Source organism: Secundilactobacillus oryzae JCM 18671 (genome assembly GCF_000740055.1).
Classification (GTDB): Bacteria; Bacillota; Bacilli; order Lactobacillales; family Lactobacillaceae; genus Secundilactobacillus; species Secundilactobacillus oryzae.
In genome coordinates this window covers 24788-39365 of record NZ_BBJM01000007.1, presented here as the reverse complement: position 1 = coordinate 39365, position 14578 = coordinate 24788, and the positions used below count along the sequence as shown (strand labels likewise).

The 14578-nt window shown below is 45.0% G+C and carries 14 protein-coding genes; 6 read left to right on the top strand and 8 right to left on the bottom strand.

All coding sequences use genetic code 11. The annotated features are described in order from the left end of the window. Window positions 1-102 precede the first annotated feature (102 nt). Window positions 103-1494 carry a tRNA uridine-5-carboxymethylaminomethyl(34) synthesis GTPase MnmE gene (mnmE, locus tag LOSG293_RS02975; RefSeq protein ID WP_034526839.1) on the top strand — a complete coding sequence of 464 codons (1392 nt, stop codon included), beginning with the start codon at window positions 103-105 and terminating at the stop codon, window positions 1492-1494. Between the two features lie 44 nt (window positions 1495-1538). Next, window positions 1539-3452, top strand: a complete 1914-nt coding sequence (mnmG, locus tag LOSG293_RS02970) for a tRNA uridine-5-carboxymethylaminomethyl(34) synthesis enzyme MnmG (protein ID WP_034526837.1) — start codon at window positions 1539-1541, stop codon at window positions 3450-3452. 47 nt (window positions 3453-3499) lie between these two features. Here the strand turns inward: mnmG and LOSG293_RS02965 are convergent, their stop codons facing one another. The 4 genes from LOSG293_RS02965 to LOSG293_RS02955 form a co-directional block, all read right to left on the bottom strand. Beyond that, window positions 3500-6088 (bottom strand): YfhO family protein, encoded by a 2589-nt coding sequence (locus tag LOSG293_RS02965; protein ID WP_034526835.1) that lies wholly within the window; start codon window positions 6086-6088, stop codon window positions 3500-3502. A 139-nt stretch (window positions 6089-6227) separates the two neighbouring features. Further along, a complete protein-coding gene (locus LOSG293_RS10250; protein ID WP_268870188.1) occupies window positions 6228-6770 on the bottom strand; it encodes an MFS transporter in 543 nt (180 codons plus the stop codon). Next, window positions 6740-7405, bottom strand: a complete 666-nt coding sequence (locus LOSG293_RS10245; protein WP_268870187.1) for an MFS transporter — start codon at window positions 7403-7405, stop codon at window positions 6740-6742. Before LOSG293_RS10245 ends, LOSG293_RS10250 begins: the two co-directional genes overlap by 31 nt. 17 nt (window positions 7406-7422) lie before the next feature. Next, the gene (locus LOSG293_RS02955) at window positions 7423-8025 is read right to left on the bottom strand and encodes a pentapeptide repeat-containing protein (RefSeq protein ID WP_034526831.1); all 603 of its coding nucleotides are present in this window, start codon (window positions 8023-8025) and stop codon (window positions 7423-7425) included. A gap of 132 nt (window positions 8026-8157) precedes the next feature. On the opposite strand from LOSG293_RS02955, the gene lepB reads away from it, so the two are divergent. From lepB to LOSG293_RS02935, 4 genes are all read left to right on the top strand, one after another. After that, entirely contained in the window at window positions 8158-8760 is a 603-nt protein-coding gene (lepB, locus tag LOSG293_RS02950) for a signal peptidase I (protein ID WP_034526828.1), read from the top strand. A gap of 136 nt (window positions 8761-8896) precedes the next feature. Next, complete coding sequence (locus tag LOSG293_RS02945) at window positions 8897-9493, top strand: stage II sporulation protein M (RefSeq protein WP_051907182.1); 597 nt, start codon at window positions 8897-8899, stop codon at window positions 9491-9493. 409 nt (window positions 9494-9902) lie between these two features. Beyond that, on the top strand, window positions 9903-11654 hold the full coding sequence (gene spxB, locus LOSG293_RS02940; protein ID WP_034526899.1) for a pyruvate oxidase: 1752 nt from the start codon (window positions 9903-9905) through the stop codon (window positions 11652-11654). 100 nt (window positions 11655-11754) lie between these two features. Continuing rightward, window positions 11755-12192: a GNAT family N-acetyltransferase gene (locus tag LOSG293_RS02935; protein ID WP_051907181.1), complete on the top strand. Its 438-nt coding sequence runs from the start codon at window positions 11755-11757 to the stop codon at window positions 12190-12192. Between the two features lie 23 nt (window positions 12193-12215). Here LOSG293_RS02935 and LOSG293_RS02930 read toward each other — a convergent pair whose 3' ends face one another. From LOSG293_RS02930 to LOSG293_RS10030, 4 genes are all read right to left on the bottom strand, one after another. After that, a complete protein-coding gene (locus LOSG293_RS02930; protein ID WP_051907180.1) occupies window positions 12216-12461 on the bottom strand; it encodes a hypothetical protein in 246 nt (81 codons plus the stop codon). Window positions 12462-12523: 62 nt separating this feature from the next. Further along, window positions 12524-13666: an NADH-dependent flavin oxidoreductase gene (locus tag LOSG293_RS02925; protein WP_034526824.1), complete on the bottom strand. Its 1143-nt coding sequence runs from the start codon at window positions 13664-13666 to the stop codon at window positions 12524-12526. Window positions 13667-13769: 103 nt separating this feature from the next. Further along, window positions 13770-14321, bottom strand: a complete 552-nt coding sequence (locus LOSG293_RS02920) for a hypothetical protein (RefSeq protein ID WP_034526822.1) — start codon at window positions 14319-14321, stop codon at window positions 13770-13772. Window positions 14322-14392: 71 nt separating this feature from the next. Further along, window positions 14393-14548: a hypothetical protein gene (locus LOSG293_RS10030; protein WP_191976208.1), complete on the bottom strand. Its 156-nt coding sequence runs from the start codon at window positions 14546-14548 to the stop codon at window positions 14393-14395. Between the last annotated feature and the right edge of the window lie 30 nt (window positions 14549-14578).

Genomic DNA, 14578 nt, shown 5'->3' with positions numbered 1-14578 from the left:
ATCTTAAATAGATAAAGTAGTCAAAGTGCTTTATCCATGCTATTAGGTGGCATGGAGTGGGCACTTTTTTTGTGCGGTCATGAGCAATTAGGAGGACAAAACATGTCAGCAACAACAGAATTCGATACTATTGCGGCAATTGCAACGCCGCCTGGAGAGGGTGGAATTTCCATCATTCGGGTGAGTGGCGAAGACGCAATTGGTATCGTTAATCACTTATATAAAGGCAAAAATTTAGATCAAGTCGACAGTCACACGATTAACTATGGTCATATCTTAGACGTCGAAACGAAAAGTGTTGTGGATGAGGTCATGGTTTCCGTAATGCGGGCGCCTAAAACATATACAAAAGAGGATGTCGTTGAGGTGAACTGTCATGGTGGCCTCGTGGCGACTAATGAGATTTTACAGCTTATTTTGAGCCAGGGTGCTCGAATGGCTGAGCCAGGGGAATTCACCAAGCGGGCCTTCTTAAACGGCCGTCTGGACCTGTCACAGGCCGAGGCGGTCATGGATTTGATTCGAGCAAAGACGGATCGTTCCATGAAAGTTGCCCTTAACCAACTTGATGGGTCACTGTCACGACTCATTAAAAACTTACGACAAGATATTCTTGAGGTGTTAGCACAAGTTGAAGTTAACATCGATTATCCAGAGTACGATGATGTCGAAACCTTAACGACCAACCTATTAAAGGAAAAGGCAACCGAGGTTCGTCAGTCAATCGACCAATTATTAAAAACAGCAAAACAAGGTAAAGTACTCCGTGATGGCTTGGCAACGGCAATTGTCGGTCGGCCAAATGTGGGAAAATCCAGTTTACTAAACCATTTGCTTCATGAAGATAAAGCCATTGTAACGGACGTCGCTGGGACGACGCGTGACGTGATCGAAGAATTCGTTAATGTTCGTGGTGTTCCATTGAAACTGGTGGATACAGCCGGAATTCGCGATACGGATGATAAAGTGGAAAAAATCGGGGTAGAGCGTTCTCGACAAGCCATTAATACGGCGGATTTAATTATGGTTGTGATTAATGCTAGTGAGCCATTAATTGAAGAAGATAAAGAGCTCTTGCGGTTAACGGCCGACAAGAAGCGCTTGGTTATCTTAAATAAAACCGACTTACCTCGTCAGGTTTCTGACGAAGATCTTGCTGAGTGGGCGCAACCCGAGGATATTATCGGGACTTCCGTTTTAACTAACTCAGGACTAGATCAGTTAGAAGAACGGATTGCCGACATGTTCTTCAACGAGGGAATCGAAAGTAATCAAAACAACGTGATGGTCACAAACGCCCGGCATATTGGCCTCCTTAAGCAGGCTGAAAATGCGTTGGATGATGTTTTGCACGGTATCGAAGCTGGAATGCCAGTAGACCTCGTGCAAATCGATATGACCCGTTGTTGGAGCTACCTAGGTGAAATCACCGGGGATAGTTATCAAGATGAGCTGCTAGATCAATTATTTAGCCAGTTCTGTGTCGGAAAATAAAAAGAGATGTTTCACGTGAAACAATACAAAAGGAGTTAGAGGGAATGACTGAAGTAAGAGCTTATAATGGCGACGAATACGACGTTATCGTCGTTGGTGCAGGTCACGCTGGATCCGAAGCCGCACTTGCAGCCGCCCGAATGGGAAACAAGACGCTACTCATGACCATCAATTTGGACATGGTGGCCTTTATGCCATGTAACCCATCCGTTGGTGGACCTGCGAAGGGAATCGTTGTTCGGGAAATTGACGCCCTTGGTGGCGAAATGGGTCGGAACATAGACAAGACCTACGTTCAAATGAGAATGTTAAACACTGGTAAGGGACCAGCTGTCCGCGCTTTGCGTGCCCAAGCTGACAAGCACGCTTACCATGCTGAAATGAAGAACACTATCGAAAATGAACCTAATTTAACCCTTCGTCAGGGTGTCGTGGACGACCTCATTGTGGAAGATGGCGAGTGTCGCGGTGTTGTGACTGATACTGGTGCCACTTACCGCGCAAAGGCCGTTGTGGTTTGTGCCGGAACGGCTGCCCGAGGTAAGATTATCATCGGTGAATTAATGTATTCATCCGGTCCTAACAACTCACGTCCAGCAATGAAGCTAACAGCTAACCTTGAGAAGATGGGGCTTCACCTCGAACGTTTTAAGACGGGTACCCCACCTCGAGTTGATGGAACCACCATCAAGTATGACGAAACTGAGGAGCAACCTGGTGACGTTGAGCCTAACCACTTTAGTTTTGAAACGCCTGACGAAGACTACTTGGCTTTGAAGAACCAATTGTCTTGTTGGTTAACTTACACTAACGAAAAGACACATGAGATTATTCGTGAAAACCTCGACCGCGCGCCAATGTTTTCTGGTGTGATTGAAGGTGTGGGCCCACGTTATTGTCCTTCTATCGAAGATAAGATTGTGCGTTTCGCAGATAAGAAACGCCATCAACTCTTCTTGGAACCTGAAGGCCGTAATACTAAGGAATGTTACGTTCAAGGTCTTTCAACTTCAATGCCTGAAGAAGTGCAACAACAAATTTTGCACTCAATCAAGGGACTTGAATCAGCCGAAATGATGCGTCCAGGATACGCCATCGAATACGACGTCGTGTCACCTTACCAATTGAAACCAACGCTCGAAACAAAGACCATCAAGAACCTTTACACGGCTGGTCAAACAAACGGAACTTCTGGTTACGAAGAAGCTGCTGGTCAAGGGCTAATTGCGGGAATTAACGCGGGTCTCCGTGCCCTCGACAAGGGTCAATTCACAATCAAGCGCTCAGAGGGTTACATCGGTGTCATGATTGATGATTTGGTAACCAAGGGAACTAACGAGCCTTACCGGTTGCTAACGAGTCGAGCAGAATACCGTTTGATTCTTCGCCACGATAACGCCGATATGCGTTTGACGGAAAAGGGTTACGAACTCGGCTTAATTTCAGACGAGCGCCTCGCAAGATTCCATGCAAAGCGGGATGCTGTTGAAGCTGAAATTGCCCGTTTGAACCAAATCCGAATCAAGCCTTCAGATGAGGTCAACGAATTTGTCGTTTCTCATAATGAAAAGCCACTTCAAGATGGCGTTTTAGCTGCGGACTTCTTACGTCGTCCACTTGTTTCATACAATGACTTGCTACGGTTTATTCCAGCGACCGAGGAACCACTTGATCGTCGGGTTATCGAGCAAGTTGAAGTTCGTATCAAATACGATGGCTACATTAAGAAGGCGGAAGCCAACGTGGCGCGGATGAAGAAGATGGAAGATAAGAAGATTCCAGAACGCATCGATTACGATGCCATCGACGGTTTAGCTACCGAAGCACACCAAAAGTTAAATAAAATTCGGCCTGAAACGATTGCGCAAGCAACCCGGATCAGCGGAGTTAACCCAGCCGATATCGCAATTTTGACGGTTTATATTGAACAAGGTCGAATTGCTAAGATTCCAAGTTAATCTAAAAACTGCCGTACCACTCTTAGGTGAGTGATACGGCAGTTTTTTTATTTTGTTTTGCGGAAGTGACGCATTCGCCAGCCAAAAAGAACAAGTAGTCCGAACGAAACCGCAGAAATGAGTTCACCGGCAAAAAAGCCGGGAACGTGATAAGTTAAGTTAACGTGATTTTTACCGGGCTTCAAAGGAATTCCCATAAAGTGATCCGCAACGGCGCGAATGGGGACGGATCGGTCATTTACTTGGGCCGACCATCCGGTTTGATTTGGAACGGACATGAACAGTAATCGGTTTTTCCGTGATCCGGTTACTGTACCGTGCAAACGGGTCGCCGTTGAATCCGGATCTAGTCGGAATTTATGCGCTTTGAGTGTTTTGATAAATTGATGATAGTGTGTAGCGTCGTAAGCAAAGAAATCGGATCCTTGGTTGGACAACGTGGGTTCAGCCAGAAAATCGACGGAAATCGAATCCCCGCGTTTATGCGTCCCCAAATTAATCAAGAAGCGTTCGTGTTCAAATTGGAACCGTGGCCGTCGTGAGATACCATTTACTTTAAAACTTTCATAGATGATGCGGTTGCCAGAACCATATAGGCGACCAGTAGCGGGGGCCTTAAATTTGAGCGTGTGGTGAACCAGTTTGGGAAACTGAGAATCAGGATCGACGTCATGAGTTAATTCAGAAACTGGATGAATCGTATTAGTCGGCGCCCCCATTAGATTCAGTAAGGTTTGTTGGTTGTACTCAATATCAAATGGCGACAACTTGAATTCAGCCGCTGCTTTTGGAATCGCAAAACCAATGCCAACGTAGCTTGATTTCAGGCTAGGTTGATTGCGATGAGGATGGTTAGTGTACTTAGTTGCGGCCAACGTTTCGACTAGCGGAGAAATTCCCTGAGAGGAAATACGCCGCTCATTTTTACTAAATAAGCCAAGATCTCGTAGCATGACGCGCGTTTGATTGTCCAAAGTTGAACTGTATGAGGTGAGATCGTTGTAATTGAACAACAAAGAGTCATTATAGCTGTTGTAGCGACTCCCTACAGAATCTGCGATGATGGTGCTGTGATTGTCGATGCGGTAAAAAGAATGATCAGTTTGTGTAATCCGGTCGATTTGACGTTGTTCAATTTTTAAATCGCGACTAAACCGGGGCTGACTACCAAAGGGGATGCCATACATTGCCTTGAAAAAGTTCCCGCTGAGCTCCGCAATCAAAATCAAGCTGATGACACCTAGCGAGAAGATGGTCTGGCGTTTAGCAAAGAGGAAGATGGCTTCCAGTAAGACAATCAAACAGGAAATGGCGAAAAATTCAAAGGGTGGGATGAGTCCCTTGATGAAGGCTTCGTACTTGTGACCGACTAACGCGGCGTCCAGGAAGAAGCCCAGGCGGCCAAGTAGCAGTAGGCCGATTGTTGTGGCAATTACCGCCAGTTTTTGCAGGTCGTTAAGGACTTTTCCCGGATGAGTTTGCCAGGCTTCAAACGCCAAAATGATGCAGACGAAGGAGAAAAAGTAGACGTTTCGGAATGGAAATCCAGCGGGTTGCTGCATCATGTGCCAAACGGTATTGAAAGACCTGAGCCACATACCCAGAAATAAAATTCCGAGTAGCCAGACCGACATATTTTTGTAGTGTTGCGGGATCTCTTCCGTGTAGTAATACGTGACGAGCAAAAGCAGCATTAACAGGCCAACGTAGAGGCTGGGATAGTGAAAAATCCGATCGAGATAGTTGCCACTTGCCACTTCGAATTGTGTGAAAGCACCAAAGCCAAAAGTCGGCAAAGGTAGAAAGCTGCTCAGTTTGAAGGCGCCTTTACCAGTAGTGAGCATGGCTTGAAATGTTGGTACGAGCAAAATCGCACTTAAGCCACCAGTGATAATGGAGGCGAAAAAGAAGTCGCGAATTTTAATGGCTGCCGTTTTTAAAGTGGGCAGTAACTTAGCTTCCGAATTTTTGAAAATCAAATAGAAGAAGTAAAGAACCGAAAATAGGCAGGTCATGTAGCCTAAGTAGTAGTTCGTGATAATACTCAATAATAGCGTGACAATGTAAAGGTCAAACTTGTGAACGTTGTAGAGACGGTGAATACCCAATGCCACTAGTGGTAGCAGAATTAAAGCGTCTAGCCACATCAGCGTGAAAAAATTCATGGCAACGAAGCCGCATAAACTGAATGCCGTCGAGAACCACACAATCGTGTAATCGATGGTGTGGTAAACCCGCCGTAAAAAGATGCTCATGGCTAAGCCGATGCTGGCAATTTTTAAAATAATAATGACGCTCATCGCCGTCGGTAGCATGGCCTTTGGAAATAGCAGAACAATCAAATTGAACGGACTCAGAAGATAGTAGCCGAGGAGCGGTGTGATGTTATCGCCGAGCGCGATCTGAAACGAGAATAGATGAAAATTGTGGGTCAGAATCGCGTGGCGAAATGCTGACAAAAACGGCAGGTACTGCGCGCCAATATCGCTGAAGAGTAAATTGTTGCTACCGAATGGGGTAACGCGTTTTGCTGCAAACACGAGACAAATAATTAAAAATGGCAAAATAAATGCTAATAGATTCAGTCTCCCCTTAGACTGAATGTGTTGTTTGGTATTTTTCCCTAAATTGGTCAAATTAAACCGGCCTCCGTATCGTTAAAACTTCCTATGAAATGAAGAATCCCACCGTTAAGTGGGATGAATGTTTTATAAATCGCATTTCTAAAATGAATAAAACTATTGTAACGCAATCGTAACTTAGCGCCAAATGGGGCTAAGCTTTTTTACGCCCCATTAAGCCCAGAGCCATTAGATTCGTGATGAAAATTATGCCAGCCATCGGTGCATAACCGGTTCCCAAGGCACCAACGAGGGGAGAAGCCACGCTCCCGAAGGCGTTTTGGGAGAGGCCGACCATGGCAGACGCGCTGCCGGCATTTTTGTCAGATAAGTTCATGATAATGGCGGTCGATAAGGTGAGCAGGACACCGTTCATAATGACGAAAACGAGAATGAGTGCGACGACCACCCATAAACCGGCGTTGCAAAGTGAACTTAGCCAGAGGGCGCCACTGGCTAAAATCGTAATGATTAAGGCAATTTTAACCTGGAAACGCTCAGAATAACGGTTAATGAGCCGGCCGGGGATATTGTTACCAAGAATCATGCCCAGGCCATTTAGTGCGTAAAACAAGCTGAAAACTTGTGGACTCAAGTGGAACGTTTTTTCAAAAATAAAGGCCGAGGCCGAAATGTAGCTGAAAAGGGCGCCGTAGATGAGGCCGGTTACGAGTGTCCAAGAGAGGAAATGGGGCACTTTGAATACCGAACCAATTGATGTAATGGAATGCCAAAAGTTGCAGTTGCGCGTTCCTCAGTGGGCAAGGTTTCTGGTAAGCCCACCACGATGAGTCCGGCTAATACGAAGCCGATGAGTCCTAACAGGACGAAAACGCCCTGCCACGGAACAAAATGAATCATGAAGCCCCCGATAATGGGTGAAATGATTGGGAAAACGCCGTTAATGGAATTAAGCATGGCATAAAACTTGGTTAATTTATGACCAGAAAAGAGGTCGCGCGCCACTGCGCGGGCTAGAATCTGGCCACTGGCACCGCAGATACCTTGGATAAATCGTAAGGCAATGAGTAAAGTGATGGATGACGTGAAGGAAATCAGAATTGAGGCAATTCCGAAGAGGAAAAAGCCCATAATAAGTGGTTTTTTACGACCGATGTGGTCACTAATACCACCAATGATGATTTGTCCGATTGCCAGCCCAATCAAGCAGCTAGTGATGCTTAACTGGGCTAGTGAAGTCGTTGTATGTAGCTGCGCTGTCATTTGTGGTAAGGCAGGGAGGTATAAATCAATTGCGAGTGGTCCGGTCGCACTGAGGGTTCCCAGTAGGATGGAGAACCAGATTGTTTTTTGCGTATTAGAATTCGACACAGTAAAACTCCTTTAAATTAGTCACTAATTTTAACCCCTAACAGGGTGATGAGTTGAGTTGCTTGCAACGGACTAATGGTTAGGCCCATAATGCGCTCGAGCGAAAGGTGGAGCGTCTCAAAATAGGATGTTGAGATGTCGACTTGCTTGAGCGGTGAGTCCGTGAAATCAATCCCAGTGAGGTCACACTGGCTGAAAGTCAGAGCCCCCTTAACCTTGATAGCTTGGAAGGCAGAATCGATCAGCTGACAATCGGCAAAGGTCACATGATCAAGCAGCGTTTCGCTGACATTGATGTAGGTCGCTTTGCAGGCAGTAAACGTGGTTTGTTTTAATTGGCTACCAGTTAAATCGAGACCCATCAGCAGACAGTTGCTGAAATCGCAGCTGAAAAAAACGTTACGGTGAGCGGTCGCGTTTAACCAATCGATATTTTCAAAGGTGCAATCAGTCCACTCGGCGTCGGCAAAGTTACTTTGCTGAAACTCACAGTGCCGAAAAGTCACGTCAGAGATACGGATGGTGTCGTTAGAGTAGCCAAAATGACAGTTAACGTAAACGGTGTCGGGTTCGACCTCGTCTAGCGCTAGCGTTTGGTTTTCAATGGTATTCGTTTGCATGGCAACTCCTTAGTTAGTTAAATAATTGTTAATTGCTACTGTAAAAACTATTTTAATGTTAATATTATACTGTTGGTCGCGGATTGCCTAGTTAAATTGCAAGACGCGGAATAAATAATGGGAGTCGACAATATGAAAGTATTTAAAGAAATCATGAGTTGGATTATTCCGATTGCGGTTGGGTTATTACTCGCTGCGTTACTTGGAAAATTTGTCATTGCCCGTGTCCGAGTGGACGGGCCCTCAATGCAACCTAACCTAGATAATAATGAAAAGGTTTGGATTCTCAAACAATCAAAGATTAAGCACCTCAGCGTTGTGGTTTTTGATGCTCATGGGGTTGATCCTAGTGCCAAGGCCAAGACGAAGTATGTGAAGCGAGTTATCGGGCTTCCGGGCGATACAGTTTCGTTTAACAACGGTCAATTATACGTGAATAAGAAGAAGGTCAACCAAAACTTCATTAGTGCTTCTGAACGTACCAGTGGAACCACGGATGGTTCAGGGCACAACTCCTGGAACCTCCAGACACTCTCCAAACGTTTCAAGTGGGGCAACGGTAGCAAGGTTGTGCCAAAGGGCGAATACTTCGTTTTAGGTGACCACCGAAGCGTTTCAAACGACGGTCGTTACTGGGGCTTTGTACCGAAGAGCAAGATTGATGGTGTCGTAAAGGTCCCCGTCTGGTCATCAACGGCGACGAAGCGGCATAACGTCAATTCCTTAAGTTATTAGTAATTAGGCATTCTCACATTAGTGGGGATGTTTTTTATTTGCTCAAAATGGCGGTCAGTCAGATTACTTGTAAGCGTGCTGATTGGGATTATAATCACCTTCGTAAAAGATCAAGTGATGTGGGGAGTTGATTAAGATGACAATCATCAAGGAGAGTTTAAGAAGATTCAAAACCTTTTATTTGAAGCGGTTTATTCGCTACTTATTAGTCATGATTGCGGCATCGATTGTCCTAACCGTGGGGATGCGGTTAACGATGGGGCACGAATCGGCACTGGAAATGGCTCAAAGACTCGTTAACCTTAAAGTGGGTGAGAAGCTTTCGTTTCTGCCACTATTTCTACACAACTATTCGGCTGATCTCATTATCATCGCACTGGGGATCGTCCCAGTTCCAATCTATATTCTCTTTGTTCTCCAGCAAACCATTTCTGTGGGTGCGGTACTGGCTAGTGCAGCCCATCCATGGATCACGTTTGTTTTGGGAATTTTGCCACACGGTATTTTTGAGGTTTCTTCGCAACTGATTGCGGTTGCGATTAGTGCTCGGCTTATGTGGACCGTTTATGATGGACTATTTCGGCATGACCGATACAAAACCGAGGCCTCACTGTGGCAAGTCATCTATGAATCAGTCATTGATGCACTCGTTTTGGCACTTCCACTCATCTTTGTCGCGGGATTAATTGAGACGTATATCACACCGCTTTTGCTGAGATTAATCGTAAAGTAGGCGGCTAAAATGCATGGAAATATAAAACGAATGATTATAATTACTTTTATCTAAATTTTTTAACTTTTTTTGATTTGAAGGGGTAAAAAACTTGTTTTTGACAAAAAAATCTCCTATATTTGAGGCATACCAAGTTACCAATAACCAATTATGCTTCAACTTACTTCGTGCGAAGTATCGTTGAACACGGGAAACCCCATATACCTCCCGTGAAATCGTTCAATTTCTGAAAAGAGATTGAACGATTTTTTTATTTCTAATTGTTTTGAAAATAAATAGCTAATCAATGAGGAAATGGCGTTAAGTCGCCTAGTAATTAGGACCGAGTCGATTTATTTGAAACGTTTTCAGTTAGAGACTACAATACACTTACAAATTGTAAGTAACGATTTTTGGGAGGTAATTCATGATGGCAGGAACAATTAGTTCAGGTTTAGCAATGGTAAAAACCCTGGAAAGTTGGGGCGTTGATCATATTTATGGTATCCCAGGTGGTAGCATTAACGGCATCGTTTATGCGTTAAGAGATGAGGAAGAGGCTGGCAACATCAAGTACATCCACGTCCGCCACGAAGAAGTTGGCGCATTGGCTGCGGTTAGTGATGGTCGGGTGACAGGTAAAATTGGTGTCGCTTTTGGCTCTGCTGGTCCTGGTGCCACCCACTTATTCCAAGGCGTTTATGATGCAAAAATGGATAAAGTACCAACTTTGTTCATCGTGGGCCAAGTTGGTCACGGCCAAATGAACATGGACTTCTTCCAAGAACAGGATGAATCACAACTATTTAGCGATGGTGCCTACTACAATCGAACTGTTGTGACGGCTGAAAGTTTACCACATGTCGTGGATGAAGCGATTCGTCAGGCGTACGCAAACCATGGTCCTGCAGTCGTTGTGGTACCTAACGACTTGGCTGAGGCCCAAATTCCGGCAGACGGTTACTATCCTGCCGCCGCTAATTTCCGTAAGGCTGAAGCACCAGCGCCAACCGATGAAGAGGTTGATGCGGCACTTGGGTTAATCAAACAAGCTAAAAAGCCACTTCTATATATTGGTCAAGGTGTTCGCGGTGCAGCTGACGAAGCAATGGCCTTGTCAGAAAAGTTGCAATTACCAATTGCTTACGCCGCATTGGCTAAGGATGTAATTCCTTATGACTTCCCGGCCTTGCTTGGTTCAGCCATGCGAGTTGCCTCAAAGCCAGCTAACGAAGCGTTAGCGGAAACTGACCTAATTCTATTTGTCGGATCGAACTTCCCATTTGCAGAAATTCTATTTAATCCGAAAGCCAAGTTTATTCAAATTGATAATAACCCAGCTGTCCTAGGTAAGCGTCACAAGACAGAAGTCGCAATGTGGGCTGATGCCAAGAAGGCTTTGGCAAAGCTCAGTGAACGTGCAGACAAGGCTGCTGAGAGTGACTGGTACAAGGCTAACGTTAAAAATGCGGATAATTGGCGTGAATACAATGACCACATGATGAATAAGACGGATGGCGATTTACGTTTCGAACCAGTCTTCAAAGAAATTAATCGAATTGCGGAAGATGATGCGTTCTTCTCAATTGACGTCGGGGATGTTACCCAAAACTCAGTTCGATTGATTAAGAATTCTGGCAAACAACGCTGGTACACGTCAGGTCTGTTTGCAACGATGGGTTCTGGACTACCAGGCGCATTGGCGTCTAAATTGAGTTTCCCAGACAAGCAGGTCTTTAGCTTAGCTGGAGATGGTGCAGAATCAATGGTTGTGCAAGATCTCATCACGGAAACATTGTACAAGCTGCCAATCATTAACGTGGTCTTCAAAAATGATGAACTTGGTTTCATCGTTGATGAGCAAGAAGACGATCAACAACGCCGATTCGGAGTTAGTCTCGGTGGTGTCGATTTCGCTAAAATGGCAGAAGCACAAGGCGTTACTGGCATTTCCGTTACGAAACAAGCGGACTTACCAAAGGCTTTTGACGAGGCACTGGAAATTACTAAGCGTGGCGAACCAGTGTTGATTGATGTTCAAATTACTGGTGAACGTCCAATTCCGGTTGAGCAACTTAAGCTAGATGCAGATAAGTTCTCGGCAGAGGAGATTGAAAAATTCAGGAAGCGTTACTACGCAGAAGGATTGAAGACGTTAAAAGAGTTTGAATCAGAAGGATAATTAATAGAAAAGCCCGATTGCATGGCTATGTAATCGGGCTTTTTAGTATCTTGGCGTATCTGCCTTAGCGTTGTAAAATAAAGCGAAGGGGATGATGCGGGTGGCAATCACGATTAGATCAATGAAAAATGAGGACCAAGAGCGGTTGGCAGCGATTTATTTAAGTGCACGTCAGCAGAGCTTCAAATGGGTGGCATCACCAGAATTAGCTGATTTTGCGCGCGATTCACGGGGCGAATCGGTAATTGTAGCCGTTCAAGACGACATAATTGTTGGTTTCGCATCGATGAACCGACTCCTGGCTTTCGTCCACCTATTGTTTATCGATCCTGAGTGGCAACATCAAGGTGTCGGCCATCAGCTCATCCAGGAATTAGAAAAACGCGCTAAGCGGCCACTAACGTTAAAATGTGTTACGGAAAATAAGGCAGCGTTGGCATTTTATGAGCACGAGGGATTCAAACTCCTCCGAGAGAATCGCTTTGCCACCCCTGCGAATAATACGTTAATTAAACCAAAAACGAGTGATGCCAGTTAATCCAGCATCACTCGTTTCGTTATTTATTGGTTCATTTTAGCTTCCAAGGTCAGTTGCTTGGTCTTTTCGCGTTCAATTTTTAACTTGTTTTTTAAAGAGCGGTTATGGAAGAAACCAACTGTCGCTACGGCAACGGGAAGTACCGCTAGCGCAACAACTGGTGGCACTAACCACGGATTTTCTTTCACGAGCGCCATATTTTGTTGGCGCATTTCTTTTTCAAATTCGAAGAGTTGCTTGGGATCAATCGTTGGCATTTTTTTTGGCATCGTAGATCACGCTCCTTTAAGACTATCATAGCGTAAATGAAAGCGTTTGTCTGTTATTAAGATTAATGTTGAATCTGATGCTCGTCCGTTGAAAGCGGGAAACCTCGTTTAAATGCCGTCACCAGGAATTGCCAAAGTGGGCGGGTGATGCGTAGTTCAGCCATATCGCTCTTGGAAATAGTGTAACGGATGCTATCCTCGTCGCCATTTTGAACTTTTTGGAGCCAATGAGGTTCGCGGATTAATTCACGACCGATGGCGACGAAATCGTTGCCTGCCTCGATGATTGATTCTGCTTGGTCAGGGCTAGCCACGTGACCTACCGTGATTAGTGGCAGATCAGTACTGAGAACTGATTTAATTTTAGCGAAAACGGGTTCTGGATCAGTCTTATCGACGATGGATGGCGCTTTCGCATCCGCGAGTGAAATGTGAAGGTAATCAATTGGCGTTTCGTTCAATGCCTTCACCAGCTCCAGTGTATCTGCTAAACGAATACCTGGTTCTTCGCGTTCCTCAGGGGAAAGGCGATAACCTAAGATAAAGGGCCGGTCAGCATAGTTTTTAATGATTTGAGCACATTCCGAAACAACGGCAAGCGGAAAAGCCATCCGTTTTTCTAAGGAGCCACCCCATTTATCGGTTCGGCGGTTGGAGTGAGGGCTGAAAAATTGTTGAATGAGATAGGTGTTTGCACCGTGAAGTTCAACCCCGTCAAATCCAGCTTCAATCGCTAGTTTAGTGGCGTTACCAAAGTCCTTGATGGTTTGTTCGACTTCTTCAGGGGTTAATTCTCGTGGCGTTTCAGCATTTGGTTGAAGGGATGGCACGGCACTAGCCGAAACGGGCTGTTCACCACGCAAAATCTTGGTGTTCGTCATGCGACCAGCGCTAAAAATTTGAAGGATACTTTTAGTCGTACCGGTACTAGTTGCGTTAGCTAAGCGGCGGAGGCCTGGCAGCATGTCGGTGTTTGCGGCACTGAGCTCGCCTTCGAATCCTTTACCGAGATCGTTGACGTTCGCGCAACCGGTAATCAGCATGCCAATTGCGCCGGCACGCAGGCGATAGTACTCGATTTCATCAGTTGTAATCGTGCCGTCCTCGAAACTAGATTGTTCCGTCATGGGGGCCATGACAATTCGGTTGGCGAGTTTAACGCCGTTTCGTAAGGTATAATCATTTAAAAATTGCCAGTTTTTCATGATAAGAACTCCTTTGGTTTACTTACTAATAGTTTACTACTTTTGGGGGGCATCAAAAAAAGACCATGGCGTGAGTCTGCTCACATCATGGTCTTTAATATAGTTACTTCTTGGCGATTTTCACAAAAACGTTATTCGTCTTGTCTTCGTCAATATCACGAACGATCTTGTAACCCGTTACGTGAAGCTTCGTTGACTTGTTTTTGCCAGTAGTAGCGTCTTTGATCGTGAAGGTCTGAGTCATTGGGATGCCAGAAAGCTTACCCTTAAACTTGATGACGGCTTGATCCTTGCTGTCCGTATCAAATGAGTATGACAGCGTACCTTCCTTGTTCAAGGCGTTAGCATTTTTAGCAGCAGCATAAGTCTTGTAGTACTTACTTACGTTGTAGATGGTTACCTTTTTAGTGTCTGAATTGAATTTGTAAGCTTCAAATCCTGAGTTACTCTTGGTGTTGATTCCACCAGAAAGGTACCAAAGATCGTTGTTCTTAGTGATCTGAGTTTCGACGGCACTAGGCTTAGTGCTCTTAACTTCATTACGGAAACTAGCTTGTTGATTTGCGTGGTTGTTGCTTTTGCCGCATGCTGATAGCGCAACGATAAGTACCGCGGCAAGACTAATTAAAATGGCCATTGTCCGGGATTTCTTCATGATTAATCACTCCTGTCTGACGAATAGTATATCACAATCCAATTGAGCACAATGTTAAGAAGCGTTTGCAGTTAGTTTTGGTTGTTCATATAACGGTAAATAAGGTACAAAACAATGGCGAGTAGGACACCAAATCCAATAAATGGATTTTCCCGAAATAGCCAATGAAAAATTCGAAAGGTTCCACGACCGTGTGGGACCGAAATCAGTGTGTTGATGATGTTCATGCGACTAGCCCCTTCATTTTTTCTACAGTT